The 21787-nt window shown below is 69.0% G+C and carries 20 protein-coding genes; 6 read left to right on the top strand and 14 right to left on the bottom strand.

Annotation, left to right across the window (positions count from 1 at the left end; all coding sequences use genetic code 11):
• Nucleotides 1–94: 94 nt before the first annotated feature.
• The 9 genes from egtE to BST15_RS09990 form a co-directional block, all read right to left on the bottom strand.
• Entirely contained in the window at nucleotides 95–1174 is a 1080-nt protein-coding gene (egtE, locus tag BST15_RS10030; protein ID WP_109370867.1) for an ergothioneine biosynthesis PLP-dependent enzyme EgtE, read from the bottom strand.
• Nucleotides 1171–2154, bottom strand: a complete 984-nt coding sequence (egtD, locus tag BST15_RS10025; RefSeq protein ID WP_046190306.1) for an L-histidine N(alpha)-methyltransferase — start codon at nucleotides 2152–2154, stop codon at nucleotides 1171–1173. The genes egtE and egtD overlap by 4 nt, the downstream gene beginning before the upstream one ends.
• Nucleotides 2151–2843 (bottom strand): ergothioneine biosynthesis protein EgtC, encoded by a 693-nt coding sequence (gene egtC / locus BST15_RS10020; RefSeq protein WP_046190307.1) that lies wholly within the window; start codon nucleotides 2841–2843, stop codon nucleotides 2151–2153. The genes egtD and egtC overlap by 4 nt, the downstream gene beginning before the upstream one ends.
• Nucleotides 2843–4132: an ergothioneine biosynthesis protein EgtB gene (egtB, locus tag BST15_RS10015; protein ID WP_046190308.1), complete on the bottom strand. Its 1290-nt coding sequence runs from the start codon at nucleotides 4130–4132 to the stop codon at nucleotides 2843–2845. The genes egtC and egtB overlap by 1 nt, the downstream gene beginning before the upstream one ends.
• The gene (gene egtA / locus BST15_RS10010; protein WP_046190309.1) at nucleotides 4129–5415 is read right to left on the bottom strand and encodes an ergothioneine biosynthesis glutamate--cysteine ligase EgtA; all 1287 of its coding nucleotides are present in this window, start codon (nucleotides 5413–5415) and stop codon (nucleotides 4129–4131) included. Before egtA ends, egtB begins: the two co-directional genes overlap by 4 nt.
• Nucleotides 5416–5479: 64 nt before the next feature.
• Complete coding sequence (locus BST15_RS10005; protein WP_046190310.1) at nucleotides 5480–6109, bottom strand: sensor domain-containing protein; 630 nt, start codon at nucleotides 6107–6109, stop codon at nucleotides 5480–5482.
• Nucleotides 6110–6128: 19 nt separating this feature from the next.
• Nucleotides 6129–7577, bottom strand: a complete 1449-nt coding sequence (locus tag BST15_RS10000) for a catalase (RefSeq protein WP_046190311.1) — start codon at nucleotides 7575–7577, stop codon at nucleotides 6129–6131.
• 56 nt (nucleotides 7578–7633) lie between these two features.
• Entirely contained in the window at nucleotides 7634–7984 is a 351-nt protein-coding gene (locus BST15_RS22080; protein ID WP_046190312.1) for a hypothetical protein, read from the bottom strand.
• Between the two features lie 83 nt (nucleotides 7985–8067).
• A complete protein-coding gene (locus BST15_RS09990) occupies nucleotides 8068–8400 on the bottom strand; it encodes a hypothetical protein (protein WP_046190313.1) in 333 nt (110 codons plus the stop codon).
• A 222-nt stretch (nucleotides 8401–8622) separates the two neighbouring features.
• Here BST15_RS09990 and BST15_RS09985 point away from each other — a divergent pair, with 222 nt between their 5' ends.
• Nucleotides 8623–9342, top strand: a complete 720-nt coding sequence (locus tag BST15_RS09985; protein WP_131701221.1) for a hypothetical protein — start codon at nucleotides 8623–8625, stop codon at nucleotides 9340–9342.
• Between the two features lie 77 nt (nucleotides 9343–9419).
• A complete protein-coding gene (locus tag BST15_RS09980) occupies nucleotides 9420–10124 on the top strand; it encodes a hypothetical protein (protein ID WP_083070916.1) in 705 nt (234 codons plus the stop codon).
• On the opposite strand, the gene BST15_RS09975 is transcribed toward BST15_RS09980, so the two are convergent.
• The 3 genes from BST15_RS09975 to BST15_RS09965 all read right to left on the bottom strand — a co-directional run bounded on the left by BST15_RS09975 (nucleotide 10117) and on the right by BST15_RS09965 (nucleotide 13627).
• Nucleotides 10117–11253: a DUF4185 domain-containing protein gene (locus BST15_RS09975; protein ID WP_046190145.1), complete on the bottom strand. Its 1137-nt coding sequence runs from the start codon at nucleotides 11251–11253 to the stop codon at nucleotides 10117–10119. The genes BST15_RS09980 and BST15_RS09975 overlap by 8 nt on opposite strands.
• A gap of 61 nt (nucleotides 11254–11314) precedes the next feature.
• Nucleotides 11315–12361 (bottom strand): aspartate-semialdehyde dehydrogenase, encoded by a 1047-nt coding sequence (locus tag BST15_RS09970; protein ID WP_046190139.1) that lies wholly within the window; start codon nucleotides 12359–12361, stop codon nucleotides 11315–11317.
• Nucleotides 12362–13627: an aspartate kinase gene (locus BST15_RS09965; RefSeq protein WP_046190138.1), complete on the bottom strand. Its 1266-nt coding sequence runs from the start codon at nucleotides 13625–13627 to the stop codon at nucleotides 12362–12364.
• 288 nt (nucleotides 13628–13915) lie between these two features.
• Here BST15_RS09965 and leuA point away from each other — a divergent pair, with 288 nt between their 5' ends.
• Together leuA and BST15_RS09955 are read left to right on the top strand one after the other, a co-directional pair.
• Complete coding sequence (gene leuA, locus BST15_RS09960; RefSeq protein WP_046190137.1) at nucleotides 13916–15739, top strand: 2-isopropylmalate synthase; 1824 nt, start codon at nucleotides 13916–13918, stop codon at nucleotides 15737–15739.
• Between the two features lie 35 nt (nucleotides 15740–15774).
• Nucleotides 15775–17568 (top strand): sigma-54-dependent Fis family transcriptional regulator, encoded by a 1794-nt coding sequence (locus BST15_RS09955; RefSeq protein WP_046190136.1) that lies wholly within the window; start codon nucleotides 15775–15777, stop codon nucleotides 17566–17568.
• On the opposite strand, the gene BST15_RS09950 is transcribed toward BST15_RS09955, so the two are convergent.
• Nucleotides 17550–18551 (bottom strand): alpha/beta hydrolase fold domain-containing protein, encoded by a 1002-nt coding sequence (locus tag BST15_RS09950; protein WP_109370866.1) that lies wholly within the window; start codon nucleotides 18549–18551, stop codon nucleotides 17550–17552. The genes BST15_RS09955 and BST15_RS09950 overlap by 19 nt on opposite strands.
• A 212-nt stretch (nucleotides 18552–18763) precedes the next feature.
• Complete coding sequence (locus BST15_RS09945) at nucleotides 18764–19762, bottom strand: DEDDh family exonuclease (RefSeq protein WP_046190135.1); 999 nt, start codon at nucleotides 19760–19762, stop codon at nucleotides 18764–18766.
• An 86-nt stretch (nucleotides 19763–19848) separates the two neighbouring features.
• Here BST15_RS09945 and BST15_RS09940 point away from each other — a divergent pair, with 86 nt between their 5' ends.
• Together BST15_RS09940 and BST15_RS09935 are read left to right on the top strand one after the other, a co-directional pair.
• Entirely contained in the window at nucleotides 19849–21075 is a 1227-nt protein-coding gene (locus BST15_RS09940) for a Mur ligase family protein (RefSeq protein WP_046190134.1), read from the top strand.
• Nucleotides 21068–21781 carry a type 1 glutamine amidotransferase gene (locus BST15_RS09935; RefSeq protein ID WP_046190133.1) on the top strand — a complete coding sequence of 238 codons (714 nt, stop codon included), beginning with the start codon at nucleotides 21068–21070 and terminating at the stop codon, nucleotides 21779–21781. The genes BST15_RS09940 and BST15_RS09935 overlap by 8 nt, the downstream gene beginning before the upstream one ends.
• Nucleotides 21782–21787: the final 6 nt, after the last annotated feature.

The raw sequence follows: 21787 nt of genomic DNA, 5'->3' as shown, positions 1-21787 counted from the left end.
GGCCTGTTCGGCGGAGGCGGCGGTGGCCTGTTCGGTGGCGGCGGCCGTGGTGGCGGGCTTTTCGGCCACTAGCCCTCCGCGACAAGCGATTCCCTCAGGGGTGCGGGGCGGCGGCCAACGCCGCGCGGAACGCCTCCAGATCCGACACGGTGGCGTCGAGATGTGGAGAGATCCGCAGTACCGGCCCGGTCAGTTCCGCCGGTGCGCGCTCCACACCCGCCGCGGTGGTAACGATCGCGTGCTCGGCGATCAGCCACGCGCGCACTGCCGCCGGGTCGGCACCCCGCAGCGGGGCCAAAGTGGTGATGGCACTGGGTTCGTCATCGGGCTCCACCACCCGCCAGCCGGGCAGGTCCGCCAGCACCCGACGGCTCAACGACCCCACCTCTGCCAATGCCGCACGCACGGTCGCCGGGCCGAGCGCGAGATGTTCACCCACAGCGACGCAGAAGCCCACCTGTGCAGCCACGTTCACATCGCCGGCCTCTGGGCCGGGCGATGCCAGGGCAGCCAGCTCCGGCCGCACAGCCAGCACCCCGACCCCGCGCGGTCCGGCCAGCCACTTGCGGGATGACGAATAGACGGCATCGGCGCCTACCGCACAATCGATCTGGCCCAGGGCCTGCGCCGCGTCGACGATCAGGGGAACACCGCGCTCGCGGCAGATGTCCGCCAAGGCTGCCAGGGGCTGAACCAACCCACGATGACTGCCGACAGGGGTCAGGTGAACCAGGCCTGGCGGTGCGGCACCGAGCATGGCGGCCGCCTCGTCGAGCAGCAGTCGGCCGGCGTGGTCCACCGGTAGCGTCTGCCGGCTGAACCCGTGGGCCGCCATCACCGCCAGATTGGGCCCGTACTCACCCGGCAGGCAGGCCACGGTCCGACGTTGACCCGGCCACCGGGACAGCAACAACGTCAGAGCATGCCGCGACCCGGTGGTGAACACCACCTGGTCGGGAGTCATGGCCGTCAATGCGGCGAAAGCCGCCCGGCCGGCTTCCAGAACCGGCGTGGCGGCCTCGGCAGCGACGTAGCCGCCGACCTCGGCCTCATGGCGGGCGTGCTGGGTGGCGGCGTCCAAGGCGGCGTAGCTCTGGCGCGAGCATGCAGCACTGTCCAGGTGCAGTCCGGCGGCGGGAGGCCGCGCAGCCCGCCAGCTGTCGGCAAGACTCACCTGACGGCCAGCGACAGTCCGAAATCGCCTGCTGCGTCGGTCCACCAGCGCTGCCGCCGTAGCCCCGCGGCGGCCAGCTCGTCGGCCACCTGTTCCGGCCGGAACTTGCACGACACCTCGGTCAGCATCTCTTCTCCGTCGGTGAACTCGACATCAAGGCCAAGCGCCCGAACCGCAATGCGCTGGGCTCGGCAGGAGCGCAGCCACATCTCGATGCGTTGCTCCGCAGCATTCCAGCGCGCCACATGAGCAAAGGCCTCCAGGTCGAAATCGGCATCGAGTTCTCGGTTCACCACCGCGAGCACGTTGCGATTGAATGCCGCGGTCACTCCGGCCGCATCGTCGTAGGCGCGCACCAGCCGCCCGGTGTCCTTGACCAGATCGGTACCCAGCAGCAGGCCATCACCGTCATGCATGACGGCGGCGAGGTCGGCCAGGAACTCGGCGCGCGGGCCGGAGGTCAGATTTCCGATCGTCGACCCCAAGAACACGAACAGCCTTCTGCCGCCGTCGGGAATGTGTTTCAGGTGGTGCTCGAAGTCGCCGCAGACAGCCTGCACCAGCACACCAGGATAGTCACGGGCGATGGCTTCCCCGGCGGTCTCCAGCACGCCGGCATCCACGTCGAACGGGACGAACCGGCGCAGCGCTCCGGCGTCCCGCAGCGCACCCAACAGCATCCGGGTCTTCTCCGAGGTGCCACTGCCGAGTTCCACCAAGGTGTCAGCACCCGACAGTGCCGCCACCTCGGCGGAGTGCGCGCGCAGGATCTCCGCCTCGGCGCGGGTCGGGTAGTACTCGGGCAACCGGGTGATCCGGTCGAACAGCTCACTGCCGACGTCGTCGTAGAACCATTTGGGCGGCAGTGACTTCGGCTGTTGCGTCAGCCCGTGCCGGACGTCGTCGCGGAGCGCGGTGCCCGCCGCGTCGGCAGCCAAGTAGTTCGTGATAGAGACCGCGGCCGCCCCGGGACCCGTCATCGTGGCGCACCCAATGCCGTGACCCGAACCTCGCCGTCGCGCACGTCGACCAGGTGCCGGTCGGGAATGTCCACCCAGCGTGGGTCCTCGTCGTAGGGTTCACTGGCCAGTACCACGCCGTCTGCTCCGTGCAACATCGACAAGGTGTCCCCCCAGGTGGTCGCTACCATCTGTGAACCGTTGGCCGCCAGAATGTTCAGCCGGGCTTTCGGATCTGCAGCGCCGATCTCGACGATCACCTGCGCCAGCGAATCCACTCCGCGCGAAAAGATCGAGGCCGCCAGGATCGCACTGTCGCAGAGCGATTCGGCTACCAGCGTGGTGGACAACACCGCGCGGTCCACCACGCCATTGTGCGACAGCAGCCAGTTGCCGTCGGTGAAGGGCGCCGTGGCACTGGCCTCAATGGGCATGCCGACGGTGGCCGAGCGCACCGCGGCCACCACACAATGACTGGTGAGCACCGGGGCTACCGAGGCGAAGGAGGCATCACCCCACAACGGCGCCGCACTGCGCCATCGCCGCGGCTGGGCACCGTCGAAAAATCCTGCGCCCCAACCGTCGGCGTTGAGCAGACCGTGCTGTTGCCGACGCGGTGCATAGGACTGCACCAGCAGGGAGTGCGGCGGCTCCAGCATCAACTCCGCCACCGACCGCGGCCTGCCCAACCAGCCCAGGTGCCGGCACATCAGACGTCCCAGGCCAGTCGTACACCGGCGAAGATCTGCCGCCGGTAGGGATGGTCCCAGTTCCGAAAGCTCGGACGCAGGATCTCGCGCGCGACCGCCCATGATCCGCCGCGCAGTACCCGGTAGTCGCCGTCGAAGAACGGCTCTGAATAACGTTGGTAGATCATCGGATGAAATCCCGGCCACGGCCGCAGCGGTGAACTGGTCCACTCCCACACGTCGCCGAGCAGCTGTTGAGCGCCGTAGGCCGACGCCCCGTTCGGGTAGACCCCGACCGGCGCCGGACGCAGTGCGGCACCGTCGAGATTGGCCAGCTCCGCTGACACTGGCGCGTCACCCCAGGGATAACGGCGGCGCGCCCCGAGCACCGGGTCCCAGGCGCAGGCCTTCTCCCATTCGATCTCGGTGGGAAGCCGGGCGCCGGCCCATGCCGCGTACGCCTGGGCCTCGAAGTAGCTGACGTGCTGCACCGGTTCATCGTCGGGAAGCTCCTCTGCACGACCGAACCGCACCCGGGAGCGGTGGTCGGGACCCCAGAACTCCGGAGCGCTCAATCCGGCGTGCAGGCAGTGGCGCCAACCGCGTTCGCTCCACCACCTTGGCTGCCGATAGCCGCCGTCATCGATGAACGCGCGCCATTCACGGTTGGTCACCGGCACCCGCCCGATCCGGAAGTCCGCGACGTCGACGCGGTGCGCCGGGCGCTCATTGTCCAGCGCGAAGGGCTCGTCGGCGGCGTCGACGCCCAGGACGAACTCTCCGCCCGCTACCAGGACCGAAGTTCCCGCCAGATCGGGCCGGCCGGCGGGCAACAGGGCACCCGCACCGAGCAGGGGTGGGCCGGCCCGCAGGTTCAGTGCCTGCAGCATGGTCTCGTCGTGCTGGTGTTCGTGACTGAGCACCAGGCCGAAAACGAACCCGTCCGCGGGCCCGCCGGCATCGACGGGCAGGTTCTCCAACCGGTCGAAAACCTTGGAACGCACGGTCGCGCAGTATTTTCTGGCCTGCTCGGGCGCCAGCAGCGGTAAGTCGACACGGCTGGCCCGGGGGTGCGTGAAGGCGTCGTACAGGCCCTCGACATCGGCGGGCAGCATGCCGGGTCGGTCCGGATCGCCGCCGCGCAACAGCCACAGCTCCTCCTGCTGACCGATATGAGCCAGGTCCCACACCAGTGGGCTCATCAGCGGGTCGTACTGGCGGTGCAGTTCGGCATCGTCGAAATCGACGAGCGCCAACGTGCGGTCTCGCGCCCGGGTGAGGTCACGGGCCAGAATTGCGGCGGTGGTCATGACTGGCTGCGCGCCAATCGGCTCACCGTCGCCGCAGTACCGGTCCGGGTCGCCTCATCGGTGACATCGTCGGCCGGGCAGCGGCCCCGTTCCACCAGGCCCACCAACCTGTCCATTCCGTCGCGCAGCGATGCCGGTGCCCGGTCGGCGACCAGCTGGACGCAGTGCATAGCCGCGGCATGTAACCGTGGCTCGGCAAGGCCGACCCGGGCCGCCACGTCCCACGCCGTGGCGACGGGTGCGACCGCCTCGGCGGCTCCGTCGGCAGCGGCCGGGTCGTCGAGCAAGGTGGCGAGCAGGAATACCAGCGCCGGCCATAGGGTGCCATCGACGCTGTCGAGGTACCGGATCTCCAGCCAGCCGCGCGGGCGCACCGGCGGAAACAACGTGGTCAGGTGGTAGTCGAGGTCCGCGATGCCGGCACGGCGGCCGCCCAGACGCACCCGCCCGTCGGCCCAGTCGGCGAAAGGCACATAGCGGCTGACCGGAATGGCTTCTGGCGTGTGCACCAACATGACCGGCGCCTTGAGCGCGTAGCGCGCCCAGTCGGTGGCGGGGTCGGTGCCGTCCAGACCGAGGACGGGACCGCAGCGCGCCGAGTCCAACCGGCTCCATACCCGTTGCCGAGTCGAGCGCCAGCCGGAGAAATCACCCGACAGCAGTGGGGAATTCGCGGCGATCGCCACCATCGTCGGACCCAACGCGTGAGCCAGCCGGACCCGGTCCGCCCAGCCCTGCTGGACGCCGGCGTCCAGGTTGAGCTGAACAGAAGCGGTGGCGGTCATCATCGCAGCACCCGCCGAACCGGTGTGGCTGGCGGCGAAGAACTGTTCCATGGCGGCGTAGCGCTCGCCGGGGTTGATCCGCTGCGTCGGCCGCAGCGGATCGGCGCCCAGCTGCACCAGACCCAGCCCGGCGGCGGCGAACGCCGCCCGCAGCACCGCCTGATCGGCGGCCATGGCCTCGATGGCGGCCAGGGCCCCGCTCAGCGGCGGGCCGGAGAGCTCCACCGCGCCACCGGGTTCGACGGTGACGACACTGCGCCCCGGCAACGCCGGCAGCGCCCGCAGCACGTCACCGATCTCCGCCCACCCGGGACGGCGGTGTGGGTCGGCCGGGTCGAAACAGTGCGCTTCGATCTCCAGGCCGACGCGGCCGTGCGGGGCATCGGTGAGGCAGCTCTGGGCGATGTAGTCGGCGGCCTGGGCCGCTCCAGACAGCTCGGGGCCACCGAGGCAAGACTCATCTCCGCGGGACAGTTGCGCCGCCGCGGCGAACCCCATATCAACCCCTCCGCCCGTCGATCTTCCCGACGCTACCCGAGAGGTAGGACAAGAAGTCCGAAGATCACTGTCCCAGGGAGTTCTGCATCGCCCCTGCCAGCACGTTCACCGCCGGGCCGGCGTTACCGGACTGGCAGACCTTGGCCTGCAACACCACGTTGGCGCGCAGTCGGGTCTGGTTGAAGCAACGCCGGTCGGTCCCGGCTTCCCGCTTGGTCCAGGCCGCGTCGGCCGCCGTCGCCGGCCCGCCGCTGAACTCCCAGACCTGGGTGAGTCCGTTGTCCAGATGCATCGCGGTGGTCCGTCCCGAGCAGCCGACGGTTCGGTCCACGACGCGGCGGAATGCCCCAGTGGCAGCCTCTTGGGTGGCAAAGACTCCCACCGCCTGCTTGACGAAATGCCCTTGGTCATTGGACGCGGTCTGGGTGACAGCGCTGTTGAACGACGCCAGATCGGCGTCATTGAAGATCTCGGGCAGGCCGATGTCGGCCCAGTTGTTACATGCCGGGTCGTCGACCCAGAACGCCTGGAACGGCTGGCCCGAGACGGCTTCGAAACCCATCGGGGCGCCCACGATGTTGCCCACTGAACCCTTGGGCAGCACCGCGTAGGACACCACGCCCGGATCCGAAGGACTCGCCGCGGCTACCGGCACCGCCGCCATGGCGGCAATGCCGATGCCCAGCAACGCCATTGCGGCGGCCCGCCGGCCGTCAGGCAAGGTTGGCCCGCACCCCGGCCTCCACCGCGCTTCCCAGGTCGGGGTCGATGTTGCGCCAGTACTCGAATACCCGCGACAGCACCGGCTCGGTCACCCCGGCAGAGACATGCCCGATGATGTTGGCGGCCAGCCGTTTCCGCGCATCGTCGTCGAGCACATCCCGGACCAGAGTTCGGGCCTGACTGAAGTCGTCGTCGTCTTCGCGCAGCGTGTAGGCGGCGCGCACCATGTCACCGTCGGCATGCCAGCGCACCTCGGCCGCCCGGGCGGGGTCCGCCTTGGGGCCACCCATCGAGTTCGGCGCATATACCGGGTCCGTCGCATTGACGAACCGCATGGCGCCGTCCTTGGAGTAGCTGTGCACCTCGGATTTCGGTGCGTTGACCGGCAATTGGCTGTAGTTGGTGCCGATCCGGGCACGGTGCGCGTCGGCGTAGGAGAATCCCCTGGCCAGCAGCATCTTGTCCGGGCTCAAACCGGTTCCGGGCACCATATTGTTGGGCTGGAACGCCGCCTGCTCGATCTCACTGTGATAGTCGCTGACATTGCGATCCAGGGTCAGCTTGCCGACGTCGATCAACGGGTAGTCGCCATGCGGCCATACCTTGGTGAGGTCAAAGGGGTTGTAACGGTAGGTCTTTGCCTCTTCGAACGGCATGATCTGCATCTTGAGCGTCCAACTCGGATACTCACCGCGCTCGATCGCCTCATAGAGGTCCCGCTGGTGATAGTCGGCATCCACCCCGGCCAACCGGTCCGCCTCCTCCTGGGTGAGGAAGTCGACGCCCTGGTCGCTGATGAAGTGGTACTTGACCCAGAAGATCTCACCGGCGGCGTTGACCCAGCTGTAGGTGTGGCTGGAGTAGCCGTTCATGTGCCGCCAGTTCTTCGGAATGCCCCGGTCGCCCATCAGCCAGGTGACCTGGTGCGCCGACTCCGGCGTGAGGCTCCAGAAGTCCCACTGCATGTTGTGATCACGAAGGTTGCTGGCGGCGCGACGCTTCTGCGAGCGGATGAAGTGCTGGAACTTCAGCGGGTCGCGCATGAAGAAGACCGGGGTGTTGTTGCCGACCAGGTCGAAATTGCCCTCTGAGGTGTAGAACTTCGTCGCGAAACCGCGGGGGTCCCGCCAGGTGTCTGGGCTGCCCCGCTCCCCGGCGACCGTGGAGAACCTGGTCAGGGTCTCGGTCTTGGCGCCGGGCGCAAACACCGCGGCCCTGGTGTACCGGGTGACGTCCGCGGTGACCTCGAAGTGCCCGAATGCCCCGCCACCCTTGGCGTGCGGTTGACGTTCGGGGGTGCGCTCCCGGTTGAACATCGCCATCTGCTCGATCAGGTAGTGATCCTGGAGCAGAAGGGGGCCATCCGGTCCGACTGTCAGCGACTCACCGTCACTGGGTGCCGGGATCCCAGCATCGGTGGTGGTGTGGTGCTCGGTCATGATCGTCTCCTCTTGTGGTCAAGAGCTCGTGTCGACGCGGCGCTGCCTCGCGCGTGTCAGCGACGCGGCGGAGGCGGTGCGGGTGTTCCAGCGGGACCGCCGGGACCACCAGGACCATTACCCGGACCGGCGGGCCGCAAACCCGGCCATTCCGGTTCCTCGCCGGGACCGGCGGGACCGAAGCCGGGTCCCATCGCGGGACCGTGATGCATCATGCACGGGCCGTGATGGTGCCCGCGCCAACCGCCACCGCTGACGTAGGCACCAGCACCGAAGATGACCGCTGCGACGAAGACGGTTCCCGCCACGATCACCACCCAGGCCGCAGCCTGGTAGAGCCGGTTGGGCGGTGGTGGCGAGGACGGAGGAGGCAGCGACGGAGGCGTGGTGATCGGCGACTCGCTCATACCGATCCATCATGCCCCACAACGACGCCGGCCGCCGCCCCTTCTGTCCAGGTGCGACGGCCGGCGATCGCGACCCGCCGGGGTTACCGGCCCGGCGTTGGCGCGGGGGCCTGAGTGGCGACCGAGGGCGGTAGCTCATCGGGCCCGGGCCTGTCCGGTCCCGGCCACATGGGCCCCGGTCCGCGGTGGTGGGCTTTGTGGAACATCGCGTGCTGGCCGTGGTGGCCGTGGTGCCCGTGGCAGTGCTGTCCCCGGAAGCCACCGTGGCTGGCCCAGACGCCGGCGAAGAAGATCGACGACACGATGAAGACGACGCCGGCGACGATGACGACCCAGGCGGCGAGTCGGTAGAGCCAGTAGGGCTTGGGCTCTCCCGGCGGTGCGGGCGGGGGGGTGATCTCAGGTGTTTCGGTCATACATCGATCCTGCCTGGGCAAACACCGGGCGCCGCTAGGCCTGCGCTATGCGTCAGCTATGAGCCCGAACCTAGAAATAGCTTCAGAAAGTCCAGGGAAAACCCTGTATCGGCGACGGCGTCGACGGTCCTAGCATCGGCCCTACGACCAGCCACCAGGGCGGTTAGCAGCAGGGGAGGCAGAACAATGGGGAATCGGAAACGTGTGAGCAGCCTGGGCGCAGTGGCTGTGGGGCTGGGTATCGGGGCCGCCATGGCGGCGGCCGGCGTGGCGGAGGCCGGCACGAACTCGGCTGACGGCGGAGCCGGCGCGCTGGGCGTCTTCGGGGCGTTGGCGGCCGCCGACTTCAGCGACGCCGCCAGCACGGTGGGCATCGCCGCAGCCACGCTGCCGACTCTGCCCACCGACTTCGGCAACTTCGCCATCTCGATCAGCGGCATCGACCTGCTGAGCCTGGGCACCGCATCCGCGGACTCGAGCTTCGGCAACATCGCTATCGCCTACGGTGACTACGCCAACGCCAACGCGATGAGCGGTTTCTTCAACTACGCCTCCGCGCAGGGCTCACACAGCATCGCCATCGTCGGGGACACCGGGTCGTTCAACTACGCCGCCGCGCTCGGCGACCACGCCAGCGCCACCGCGGCCTGGGGCAACGGCAACGTGGCCACCGCCACCGGCGACTACGCCGTCGCCACGGCGGGCGCCTCCGTGGTGTGGGGCGTCTACGACAGCCACTACAACACCGCCACCGCCGAGGGCCTGCACGCGCTCGCCTACGCGGGCTGGGATGGCAGCAGCAACAACGCGGCGAGCGCCATCGGTGACTACGTCCAGGACTACGCCCCCGACGGCAACCCGTACAACCCTGCGGACGCCGACGTCAATCTCCTCGGTGACGGCGGGGCGGATTTCTGGTCCAGCCTGTGGAATCTGTTCTAGAGTCCGAGCTCTAGCGGCGAGCGCCTTCCACGAAAGGAACGGACATCGGACAGTGGAGTCGTGTCGGCAGCCTCGGCGTGCTGGCACTGGGGCTGGGGGGCGGGGCCGCGCTGGCCACGGGAGTAGCCAACGCCGGCCCGCCCTCCGCCGACGGTGGAGCCGGTGCGCTGGGCGTCGCCGCCGTTGTTGCGGCAGCGGATTTCAGCGACGCCGCGGTGGTGGGTTCGGCGGCCGCGACGCTGCCGACTCTGCCGACCGACTTCTCCAACATCGCCATCTCCATCAGCGGGCTTGACCTGGTGAGCTTGGGGACCGCAACGGCGGAGTCGAGCTTCGGCAACATCGCCATCGCTTATGGCGACGGCTCTGACGCCTATGCCACCAATGGCTTCTTCAACTTCGCCGCGGCCCAGGGGCCGGACAGTTTCGCCGAGGCCGGAGACCACGGATCGTTCAACTACGCCTGGGCGGTGGGCGACCACGCCAGCGCCTCGGCGGTCTATGGCGACGGGAACGTGGCGAGCGCCGTCGGCGACTACGCCGTCGCCGGCGCGGGCGCCTCCGTGCAGCTCGGCGTGTACGACAGCAACTTCAACACCGCCACGGCCGAGGGCGCGCACTCCGTGGCCTATGCCGGTTGGGACGGCAGCAGCAACAACGTCGCAAGCGCTCTCGGCGACTACGCGCTGGACTTCGCTCCCCAGGGCCAGGCTTGGTCCGGTGCGGCCGGAGCCGACCTGTTGGGCGACTTCTGGTCCGGCCTGTGGAGCCTGTTCAGCTGACCGACCAGGGCTTGAACGGGTTGACCGCGAACTGGATCACCCGATAGGGCGCCCGGTCACGCGGCTGGGTGTTCCATTGGCTGACGAAGACCCGGAGCTCGTCCAGCGTGGATCCCGGCGAGATGTAGCCGCCGTAGGGCTGGGCGAGCCGATTGTCGAACGGCGAGGGCAGGGTCTCGACGGGCACGGGGGGATCCGGCCACTCGGCGTGCTGCACCACCGTGGTCACCGGCGCGGTCCCCAGCCCGGTCGGCTCGTAGGCCACCCGCACTTCCATGTTCCCGGTCGTGCCGTTGAAGTAGGACAGCACCGGCTTGCCGTCGATCTGCCGCAGACTCAGCTCACCGATCTGGTCGTTCCACAACGGCGTCGGCGTGTGCCCCCAGCCATTGTCTGCCGACCAGCCCTGCCAGGAGGAGCGGTCGGTGAACTCATCCGGGGTGACGCGGTACAACGTCGGCGAAGCGCTGCGGTCAAAGTTGTTGGCCACGATGTACACCCAGCCGGCGTCGGAGTCCGGAGTCGGAATCGGATCGTAGTAACCGCTGATCTGGGACTGGCCGTAATCCTGATAGGTGGCGGGCCGCACCGAACCCGGAACGGTCTGCCAACCCGGTTGCGCCGGATCGGCTTTCACCAACCGTGAACTCTGGGGTACCAGCATCTTGGCGGTGGTCACCATCAGATAGTTGGTCCGGTTGATCGAGACGATTCCGGCCGGCAGCTGCGTACTGCCCGCCGGGGCGGGGTCGGCCAGCAGCGGTTTGTCGACTCCGAGCACACCGGTGTAGCGCACCCCGTCGGCGTCGTCGACCGAATCGGGGTCAAGGCGCAGCGCGATCGGCGAATACCAGCCGCCATAGCCCACACCCTGGCCTGCGAAACTGTCACCGCAGATCTGCAGCATCGCGCTGGGAAACTCCATGAACTCACACAGATCGGTGGCGCCGATGCCGTAATCGCCGGTGGGCGTTCCGGTGCCGGCGCTGGGCCCCATCCGCACCACCTGGCCTTCGGCCAGCGGCCACAGCAGTGGACGCGGGATGGGCGCGGGCGGCTCGGCATGCGCGGGAACGGGCAGGGCCAACAGCAACGCCAGCAACGCCGACCCCGCCCAGCGTGCACTCAGACCGAGAAACCTCGGAAGATTTCGCGCTGAGTGCACGTTCGGCGCCCGGACCAGTCGGGGGTCAGGCCCCGGAAGATCCCGCCAGCAGCTCGGCGATCTGAATCGTGTTGAGCGCCGCGCCTTTACGCAAGTTGTCACCGGAGACAAACAGCGCCAGACCGCGCCCATCGGGAGCGCCCGGGTCAACCCGGATCCGGCCCACCAGCGAATCGTCGGCACCGGCGGCAGCCAAGGGGGTCGGCACGTCGGTCACCGTCACACCCGGAGCACCCGCCAGCAGCTCGGTGGCCCGCTGCGGCGACAGCGGCCGGGCGAACTCGGCGTTGATCGACAGCGAGTGGCCGGTGAACACCGGCACCCGAACACACGTCCCACTGACCAAAAGCTCTGGGATGCCGAGGATCTTGCGGCTCTCGTAACGCAGCTTCTGGTCCTCGTCGGTCTCACCCGAGCCGTCATCGACCAACGAACCCGCCAGTGCCACCACGTTGAACGCGATGGGCGCCACGTACTTGTCCGGCGCCGGGAAACCCACTGCACCGCCGTCGTGCACCAGCTGCTCGGCGCCGTCGACCACGGCTCGGACCTGGCTCGCCAGCTCCTGCACTCCGGCCAGCCCGCTGCCCGAAACCGCCTGGTAGGTCGAGACGATCAGCCGGGTCAGGCCGGCCTCGTCGTGCAGCGGCTTGAGCACCGGCATGGCCGCCATCGTGGTGCAGTTCGGGTTGGCGATGATTCCCTTTGCCAACTTCTTGCCCCGCACGTCACGGTCGAAGTTCACCTCGGAGACCACCAGGGGCACGTCGGGGTCCTTGCGCCACGCCGACGAGTTGTCGATGACCGTGACCCCGGCGGCGGCGAACCGCGGCGCCTGCACCCGCGACATGGTCGCTCCGGCGGAGAACAGCGCGATGTCCAGTCCCGAGGGGTCCGCGGTCTCGGAGTCCTCGACCTCGATCTCGGCGCCGCGGAACGGCAGTTTGCGTCCGGCCGAGCGCGCCGAGGCGAAGAACCGCACCTGCTCGGCCGGGAAGTTGCGCTCCTCGAGCAGGGCGCGCATCACCTGGCCGACCTGGCCGGTGGCACCGACCACACCGATGGAAACCATTTATCGCCCCGTCCCGCCGTAGACGGTGGCCGCCTCATCACTGCCCAGGCCAAACGCCTCGTGCAGCGATACCACGGCCTTGTCCAGATCGTCTTCGGCGCACAGCACCGAGATCCGGATCTCGGAGGTGGAGATCAGGTCGATGTTGACCCCGTTGTCGGCCAGCGTCTCGCAGAACGTGGCCGTCACACCCGGGTGGCTGCGCATGCCGGCGCCGATCAGCGACACCTTGCCCACCTTGGCGTCGTAGAGCACCTCGGTGAAGCCGATCTCGCTCTTGAGCGATTCCAGCTTGGCCACCGCCGCCGGACCGTTGTCGCGCGGGCAGGTGAAGGTGATGTCGGTCTTGCCGTCTTCGATCTTGGAGACGTTCTGCAACACCATGTCGATGTTGATGTCGGCGTCGGCGACCGCGCGGAAGATCTTGGCCGCGTAACCGGGCAGGTCGGGGATACCGACCACGGTCACCTTGGCCTCGCTGCGGTCGTGTGCGACTCCGGTCAGGATGGCGTCTTCCATGGGGATGTCCTCGATCGATCCGGAAACGATGGTGCCCGGCTTGTCCGAGTAGGACGACCGGACATGGATGGGCAGGTGGTAGCGGCGGGCGTACTCCACGCAGCGCAGCATGAGCACCTTGGCTCCGCACGCGGCGAGTTCGAGCATCTCCTCGAAAGTCACGGTGTCCAGGCGCTTGGCGTTGGGCACGATGCGCGGGTCGGCACTGAAGATGCCGTCGACGTCGGTGTAGATCTCGCAGACGTCGGCTTTGAGCGCCGCGGCCAGCGCCACCGCGGTGGTGTCCGAGCCGCCCCGCCCCAAGGTGGTGACGTCCTTGGTGTCCTGGCTGACCCCCTGGAAACCGGCGACCAGAACGACCTGGTCTTCACCGAGGGCGGCCTGCAGCCGGCCCGGGGTGACGTCGATGATCTTGGCCTTGCCGTGCGCCCCCGTGGTGATGACGCCGGCTTGGGAACCGGTGAAGGACCGCGCATTGCAGCCCAGTTCCTCGACGGCCATGGCGACCAGGGCGTTGGAGATCCGCTCACCGGCGGTCAGCAACATGTCCAGCTCACGGGCCGGCGGCGCCGAGCAGACCTGCTGTGCGAGGTCGAGGAGGTCATCGGTGGTGTCACCCATCGCCGAGCAGACCACCACGACCTCGTTACCGGCCCTTTTGGTCTCGACGATGCGCTCCGCGACCCGGCGGACCCGGTCGGCGTCGGCCACCGACGATCCGCCGTATTTCTGCACGACGAGCGCCACGGTCGTCCTTTCCGCCGATCTCATTGATCGGGCCTTTATCAGAACCTCAACAAGGATAGGGGACGGCGTTCACCCGCTCACTCGGCGTCCTGGGCGGCGACGTGGGAGTACGTCGCGCCGTGGGCGCAGGATCAGCGTGTAAGCTTTGCTGCGTGCTGCGCGTGCTCCTGCTCGGACGCCGCGACGGGGTCTGACCAGGACCGGCTTCCCGTCGCGGGTTTCGCCGATGCGCCGGTCTGAGTCCCTTTGACAAACCCTGTCAAGCCCTGACAAGCCGGAGCGAAAATCGTGACTACTTCTTCCAGTACTTCCAGCCCGGACGCCTTCACGTCCAGCCGCGCCATCACCAAACCCGCGGGGCCGCGTGGCCCCGGCCAGCCCGCCTGGAACCCCCAGCGCGGCTCGGCGATGCCGGTCAACCGGTACCGCAGCTTCACCGATGAGGTGCCGGGCGGTAGCCCGGTCCCGTTTGACCGCACCTGGCCGGACCGCATCATCGAACGCGCGCCGCTGTGGTGCGCGGTCGACCTGCGCGACGGCAACCAGGCCCTGATCGACCCGATGAGCCCGGCCCGCAAACGCCGGATGTTCGACCTGCTGGTGGCCATGGGTTACAAGGAGATCGAGGTCGGTTTTCCCTCGGCCAGCCAGACCGATTTCGACTTCGTTCGCGAGATCATCAACGACGGCGCGGTTCCCGACGACGTCACCCTGCAGGTGCTGACCCAGTGCCGCGACGAGCTGATCGAGCGCACCTTCGAAGCCTGCGCCGACGCCAAGAACGTGATCGTGCACTTCTACAACTCGACATCGGTGCTGCAGCGCCGCGTGGTGTTCCGCGCCGACCGGGAGGCGGTGCAGGCCATCGCGGTCGCCGGGGCCCGCAAGTGCCTCCAGGAACAGGCCAAGTACCCGGACACCCGGTGGCGCTACGAGTACTCGCCGGAGTCCTACACCGGAACCGAGCTGGAGTACGCCAAGGCGGTGTGCGACGCCGTCGGCGACGTGATCGAGCCGACGCCGGACAACCCGATCATCTTCAACCTGCCCGCAACGGTCGAGATGGCCACGCCCAACGTCTACGCCGACTCGATCGAATGGATGAGCCGCAACCTCAAGCGGCGCGACAGCGTGATCCTGAGCCTGCATCCGCACAACGACCGCGGCACCGCGGTGGCCGCCGCGGAACTGGGCTATCAGGCCGGGGCCGACAGGATCGAGGGCTGCCTGTTCGGCAACGGCGAACGCACCGGCAACGTGTGCCTGGTGACGCTGGGGCTGAACATGTTCTCCCGTGGGGTGGACCCGCAGATCGACTTCTCCAACATCGACGAGATCCGCCGCACCGTGGAGTACTGCAACCAGCTGGGCGTTCCCGAGCGGCACCCCTACGGCGGCGACCTGGTCTACACCGCGTTCTCCGGCAGTCACCAGGACGCCATCAACAAGGGCCTGGACCAGATGAAGGTCGATGCCGACGCCGCGGACGTCGACGTCGACGACCTGCTGTGGCAGGTTCCCTACCTGCCGATCGACCCCCGCGACGTGGGCCGCACCTACGAGGCGGTGATCCGAGTCAACTCGCAGTCCGGCAAGGGCGGCGTGGCTTACGTGATGAAGACCGATCATGGCCTGGTGCTGCCGCGCCGGCTGCAGATCGAATTCTCCAAGGTGATTCAGCAGCTGACCGACGGAGAAGGCGGCGAGGTCACCCCCAAAGAGATGTGGGATGCGTTCGCCGACGAATACCTGAACCCGATCCGGCCCCTGGAGCGCATGCACCAGAAGCTGATCGCGGCCGAGACCGACGACGGGACCGACCGCATCGAGGCGGTCGTCAAGGTCGACGGGGTGGAGACGGAGATCGCGGGGTCCGGCAATGGGCCGCTGGCCGCGTTCGTCGACGCGCTGAGCAGGGTCGGCGTGCAGGTGAACGTGCTGGACTACTCCGAGCACGCGATGAGTGCCGGCGAGGAGGCCAAGGCCGCGGCGTACGTGGAGGCTCAGATCGGCGACCGGACCGTATGGGGCGTGGGGATCGCACCGTCGATCACCACAGCCTCCCTGCGTGCGGTGGTTTCCGCGGTGAACCGGGCGGCTCGGCTCGGCTAGGACCCACGGGGGGCGAGGATGACGCGAGTGACGCGATGGCCGGGGATGACAACCCGCTGCTGAGGGCCGGCCCCGGCCCCAGCGCAGCGGACGTCTCCGAGGTGATCGCCGCGTCGTGGGAGCGGAGCCGCGACGCCGGCGTCGACGCCGTCCGCCCCCTCAGCACCTACAGCGATGAGATCGACACCGATTCGCTGCTGGCGCGCTGCGCCCGACCCGTTCTGGACCAGCTCAGAGAAGACATCTCCACCTCCGACCTACCCTTGGCGGTGGGTCTGACCGACCGCAGGGTGCGTGTCGTCGCGCGGGTCGACTCCTGCGCGGCGGCCACGCCCCTGTTCGACGGTGCCCAGTACGCGCCGGGATTCGACTTCTCGGAGGGCGCCGTGGGCACCAACGGCGCCGGAACCGTCTTCGAGTCGGGCCAGGCCGTCAGCATCGTCGGCGCCGAGCACTACAGCGAAAGCTTGCGGAACTTCGCCGCCGGCGGCGCCCCGATCCTCGACCCCGTCACCGGGCGCGTCGAGGGCGTGATCGCCATCGCCACCCTCGCCCACGCGTGGAGCCCGGCCATGCCGATCCTGGTCAAGACCGCCGCCCGGGAGATCAGCCGTAACCTGCTGCTGGACCGCGGCCAGGCCCAACAGGCCGTCTTCGACGCCTACCTGCGCGTCACCGCCCGCTCGGTGCGGGTGGCGGTGTTCGCCTTCGGTGCGGCCCTGCAGATCGCCAACCCGGCCGCCCAACGGCTGTTCGACGCCGGCGAGCAACAGGTGCTCCGCGACCACGCAACCTTCCTCTTGGCCCACAAGGAACGTGCCAGCGACACCCTTCTCCTGCCGGGAAGTCAACGTCTGGTGCGCATTCGCGGCGTCCGCGTCTTCGCCGGCGCGCAGATCGCCGGAATGCTGGTGATCGCCGAACCGGCGACGTCTCGGCGCACCGACAGTGCTGCGGAACCCGCCGAACCCGGCCCGCCACCACCCGATACGCCCCCACTCTTCGGCTCGTCCGAGCCGTTGGCCGGCGGCCGCTCGCCCGCCTGGGTGCGGGCCTGCGGTGAACTGCGCGACGCAGTGGAACACCACACACCGGTGCTGCTGGTCGGCGAGGCCGGGGTGGGCAAGTTCACCCTGGCAACCCAGCTTTTCCAGTCGGTCCATCCCGGCGCCCGCATCGTGATCGTGGACCCCGGACACCCTGCAACCGACGGCCCGGACGGTCCCCTGCGCCACGATGCAGACCGGCCCACGCTGTACATCGCACGCGACATCGACCAGGCCGACGCCAAGGGAATCGGCAGGCTGGACGGGTTCTTCTCGGCGGTCGAATCGTTCGACTCCCCCAGTTGGCGGGTCGCCACGGTGTCGCACGATCCCACCGGATCGACGCCGGCGCTCGGCGCGCTGCTGGGGCATTTCGATGCGGCGATCACGGTGCCGCCGCTGCGCTACCGCACCGATGACCTGCCCGGCATCACCGCCGCGCTGCTGCGCGGGATCGCAGCCGAACGCAAGGTGCGGCTCAGCCCGGCAGCGCACCGGCTCATCGGCCGCTATTCGTGGCCCGGCAACATCTCCCAACTGCGCGAAGCCCTGGAGCATGCGCTGCGCCAACGCCACGTCGGCGAACTCACCGACACCGATCTGCCCGGCTACTGCCAGAGTGCGTCCCGCCGCGCCCTGACCCAGCTCGAAGCGATCGAACGCGACGCTATCGTCGTGGCCCTGCGGCAGGCCGGCGGGAACCGGGTCGCCGCCGCAGCGCAGCTGGGGATGTCGCGGTCAAGCCTGTACCGAAAGCTGAAGACCTACGGGATCACCACGTAGTCGTCGACGCCCTCCGGCACCGCCGTCCAATCGGTCATCTCACGGATGTAGGCACCGATCTGACGCAGCGAACGGTGGGCCTCAGGCACGATCGGGGCGATCTGGAACACGTGCATCTGACCGGGCCACACCCGCAGCTGGACCGGAACCCCGACGCCGGCCAGCCTGCGCGCCACCAGGGTGGCGTCCTGCAGCATCGCCTCGGACCCGGACACATGGATCAGGGTGGGGCACAACCCTGACTCGATGTGGTCGAGCGGTTCGAAGATCTCCTCGCGCGTACCGTCGGCGCCGCGACGCCGGGCGGCGTGGGTGATCAGGTCGACCAACGCGTCGAAGGCCTTGGCGGGGAACATCGCATCGGTGGCACTGTTCGGGTGCTCACGCCTGGACGCCTTGGCGATCTGGGTCAACGGCGACATGCAGACAACGGCGGCGGGCTGTTCCGCCTCGTCAAGGAGCCGCACCGCCAGCGCCAGCGCCAGGTAGCCTCCGGCGGAATCGCCGGCCACCACGATCTGATCGGGCGCATACCCCTGGCTCCGCAGCCACTGATAGCCGTCGTAGCAGTCGTCGATCGCCGCGCCGACGGAGTGCTTGGGGATCATCCGGTAGCCCACGACCAGCGCCGGGCTGTCGGCATACTCCGACAGCGTGGTGACCAGCCGGTCATGGGTGTTGACGCCACACGTCAAGAAGGCGCCGCCGTGCAGATACAGCACGACGCGGCCCCGGCCGTCGGCGGGCCGCACACCGGCGGCGCGGACCAGCCGCGCCGTGCAGCGTGGCAACCGAACCGTGCGGCGAACGCTGCCCGGGGCGGAGGGGACGACCCGGGCAGCGTGGTCCAACAGGCCCCATGGCCACGGCGCGTTGGGCAGCTGTGCGCCGACGGCCAGGATGGGCCGAATGCTGAGCCGGGCAGCCAGCCCGACCAGCTGACCGGCAAGGCTGGGTCCGTTCTCCACAACCTCGTCCAGCATCGTGTGGTCCCGGCGGTGAGCGGGATTCGACGCACCCCGGCGGGCCCACCCAGCCAGCGGAGTCACGTCAGCGGGGGTCCGGTCGTCGCGTACAGCGGTGGTCATCGCTGCCCTGCCGGGTGCCGCAAATGTTTCGTCACGGTTAACAGCATGGGGGCAACTGTTCATCTTCCGATGTCCCAATTTGGGACATTTCGCGTCGCGGCGACGCGTTAAAACAGCGAGATCTGCTCGCCGGCCACCCCGGTATCGATGAACTCCTCGATATCGGTGCCCGAGACCACCCCGCCCACACGGTCGACGCACGCCATGAAGTCGCGGTCGGAGACCGTCGGCACACCGAGTTCCTGCGCCAGGTAGCCCTTGCCCTGTTCAGGCTGCTCGTCGTTGCAGATCACCAGCGAGGTGTGCGTATCGACGACATCGCTGTAGGCCAGCCCGGCGTGCAGGATCCGCTCCACGAGTTCCTCGTGGGTGCGGGTGCACTCCGCCGACAACGCCACCCGCATACCCTGCACCAACGGCCGTCCCCGCACGTAGCGGCCCGGGTTGAGGTAGGCGCAGGGCATCCGCGACGCCAACGACTTCAGCGGCCGCAGCTCCTCGTGGGTGATCCGGCCGTTGGGCCAGCGCCGCCGGGTGACCGGGCGTACCGGCAGCCACACGTCGCGCTCTCGCGCGCGCTGCAACGCGGGTTCCAGCACGCCGGCCAGCACCCGGGCGTCGTCCAGGGCATCGTGCGCCCGGGTCTGGACCACACCCCAGTGCGCCGCCAAGGACTGCAACCGCAGGTTCGGCAGACCCAGATCCAGCCGCCGGGTGAGCTCCAACGTGCACATCACCGAGTCGACGGGCAGCGCGACGCCGGCCATCTCGGCCTCGGCCGCCAGAAACGTGTAGTCGAACGCCACGTTGTGGGCCACCAGCGTGCGCCCGGTCAGCAATGCGGCGACCTCATCGACCACATCGGCGAACTGCGGTTGCCCCACCAGCATCTCCGCGGTGAGCCCATGCACATGGGTGGGCCCCGGGTCGGTACCGGGATTGAGCAGGTGCGACACCGCCTGCTCCACGCGGCCCTCGGCGTCCAGTGCCAGCGCGGCCACGCTGAGCACCCGAGCCTGCCCCGGCCGAAACCCCGATGTCTCGACGTCCACAACGACCCAGCCGTCGCCGGTTTCACGGGCCGGGCGGCCCCACCGCGCACTCATCTCACGAGGATGGCATGCCGGGGTGACCGATCCGGGCGCGCACCGCCCGTGTCGCTGCTCCAAGTGGCAGCCCTAAAATCACCGCCATGATCACCGCCCGCGGACGCCTGGCGCTGGCCGCAGGCGCCAGTGCCCGCTGGGCATCGCGGGTGACCGGCCGCGGGGCAGGCGCAATGATCGGCGGCCTGATCGCGATGAACCTGGATCGCTCGATCCTGCGTCAGCTCGCCGCCGGGCGGCGCACCGCGATCGTCACCGGCACCAACGGTAAGTCGACAACCACCCGGATGCTCGCCGCGGCGCTGCGCGACCTGGGGCCGGTGGCCACCAACTCCGAAGGCGCCAACATGGACGCCGGCCTGGTGTCGGCCCTGGCCGCCGACCGAACCGCACAGCTGGCGGCGCTCGAGGTCGACGAGATGCACGTACCGCACGTCGCCGATGCGGTGTCCCCGGCCGCGGTGGTGCTCCTCAACCTGTCCCGGGACCAGCTGGACCGGGTCGGAGAGATCAACGCCGTCGAGCGCGCCCTGCGGGGCGGCCTGGCCCGCCATCCCCAGACCGTTGTCGTCGCCAACTGCGACGACGTGCTGATGGCGTCGGCGGCCTACGACTGCCCCAACGTGGTGTGGGTCGCCGCCGGAGCCGGGTGGGCCGGCGACTCGGTCAGCTGCCCGCGCAGCGGCGAGGTGATCGACCGCCAGGACGGGCATTGGCGCTCCACCGGAAGCGAATTCAGCCGTCCCACCCCCCAGTGGTGGTTCGACGACGACGCGCTCTACGGACCCGACGGGCTGGTGCTGCCGATGCGACTGGCACTGCCCGGCACCGTCAACCGCGGCAATGCCGCCCAAGCCGTCGCCGCCGCCGTGGCGCTCGGGGCGGATCCGGCCACCGCGGTGGCCGCGGTCTCGGCGGTCGACGAGGTGGCCGGGCGCTACCGCCGCGTGCACGTCGGCGAGCACACCGTGCGGATGCTGCTGGCCAAGAACCCGGCCGGCTGGCAAGAAGCCCTGTCCATGGTCGACAAGCACGCCGCCGGGGTGGTGATCGCCGTCAATGGCCAGGTGCCCGACGGCGAAGACCTGTCGTGGCTGTGGGATGTGCGCTTCGAGCACTTCGACGACACCACCGTGGTGGCGGCCGGCGAGCGCGGCACCGACCTGGCCGTGCGGCTGGGCTACGCCGGGGTGCAGCACACCCTGGTGCACGACACGCTGGCGGCGATCGCATCCTGCCCGCCCGGGCCGGTGGAGGTGGTCGCCAACTACACCGCCTTCCTGGCGTTGCAGCGGAGGTTGGGTGATGGCTGATCCGGTGCGGATCGGGCTGGTGCTGCCCGACGTGATGGGGACCTATGGTGACGGCGGCAACGCCGTGGTGCTGCGCCAACGGCTGCTGGCGCGCGACATTGCCGCCGAGATCGTCGAGATCACGCTGGCCGACCCGGTGCCGGACTCCCTGGACCTCTACACCCTGGGCGGCGCCGAGGACTACGCACAACGGCTGGCCACCCGGCACCTGATCACCCACCCCGGGCTGCAACGCGCGGCGGCGCGCGGCGCTCCGGTGCTGGCGATCTGCGCGGCCATTCAGGTACTCGGGCACTGGTATGAGACCTCGGCCGGCGAACGGGTCGACGGCGTCGGGCTGCTGGATGTGACTACCTCTCCGCAGGAGTCGCGCACCATCGGCGAGGTGGTGGCCACACCGCTGCTGGCGGGACTGTCGGCACCGCTGACCGGTTTCGAGAACCACCGCGGCGGCACCGTGCTCGGACCGGACGCTGCGCCGCTGAGCGCGGTCACCAAGGGTGCGGGAAACCGGGCGGGCGACGGTTTCGACGGCGCGGTGCAGGGCAGCGTGGTCGCCACCTACCTGCACGGACCGTGCCTGGCCCGCAACCCGGAACTGGCCGACCTGCTGCTGGCGAAGGTGGTCGGTGACCTGGCCCCGCTCGAGCTGCCCGAAGTCGACCTGTTGCGCCGCGAAAGGCTCGCCGCACCTCGCCGAGTCTGACTACGG

The organism is Mycolicibacter arupensis (assembly GCF_002086515.1).
Classification (GTDB): Bacteria; Actinomycetota; Actinomycetes; order Mycobacteriales; family Mycobacteriaceae; genus Mycobacterium; species Mycobacterium arupense.
The sequence above is the reverse complement of the archived record's forward strand: the minus strand, read 5'-3'. Positions and strand labels throughout refer to the sequence as shown.

Coding starts and splice junctions, on each gene's coding strand:
- BST15_RS09990 (WP_046190313.1), bottom strand. CDS start 8,400: ATGACCGAAACACCTGAGATCACCCCCCCGCCCGCACCGCCGGGAGAG.
- BST15_RS22080 (WP_046190312.1), bottom strand. CDS start 7,984: ATGAGCGAGTCGCCGATCACCACGCCTCCGTCGCTGCCTCCTCCGTCC.
- BST15_RS09970 (WP_046190139.1), bottom strand. CDS start 12,361: ATGGTTTCCATCGGTGTGGTCGGTGCCACCGGCCAGGTCGGCCAGGTG.
- BST15_RS09955 (WP_046190136.1), top strand. CDS start 15,775: ATGGCCGGGGATGACAACCCGCTGCTGAGGGCCGGCCCCGGCCCCAGC.
- BST15_RS09945 (WP_046190135.1), bottom strand. CDS start 19,762: ATGAGTGCGCGGTGGGGCCGCCCGGCCCGTGAAACCGGCGACGGCTGG.
- BST15_RS09950 (WP_109370866.1), bottom strand. CDS start 18,551: ATGCTGGACGAGGTTGTGGAGAACGGACCCAGCCTTGCCGGTCAGCTG.
- egtC (WP_046190307.1), bottom strand. CDS start 2,843: ATGTGCCGGCACCTGGGCTGGTTGGGCAGGCCGCGGTCGGTGGCGGAG.
- egtD (WP_046190306.1), bottom strand. CDS start 2,154: ATGACGGGTCCCGGGGCGGCCGCGGTCTCTATCACGAACTACTTGGCT.
- BST15_RS09940 (WP_046190134.1), top strand. CDS start 19,849: ATGATCACCGCCCGCGGACGCCTGGCGCTGGCCGCAGGCGCCAGTGCC.
- BST15_RS10000 (WP_046190311.1), bottom strand. CDS start 7,577: ATGACCGAGCACCACACCACCACCGATGCTGGGATCCCGGCACCCAGT.
- BST15_RS10005 (WP_046190310.1), bottom strand. CDS start 6,109: ATGGCGTTGCTGGGCATCGGCATTGCCGCCATGGCGGCGGTGCCGGTA.
- BST15_RS09935 (WP_046190133.1), top strand. CDS start 21,068: ATGGCTGATCCGGTGCGGATCGGGCTGGTGCTGCCCGACGTGATGGGG.
- egtA (WP_046190309.1), bottom strand. CDS start 5,415: ATGGGGTTCGCCGCGGCGGCGCAACTGTCCCGCGGAGATGAGTCTTGC.
- egtB (WP_046190308.1), bottom strand. CDS start 4,132: ATGACCACCGCCGCAATTCTGGCCCGTGACCTCACCCGGGCGCGAGAC.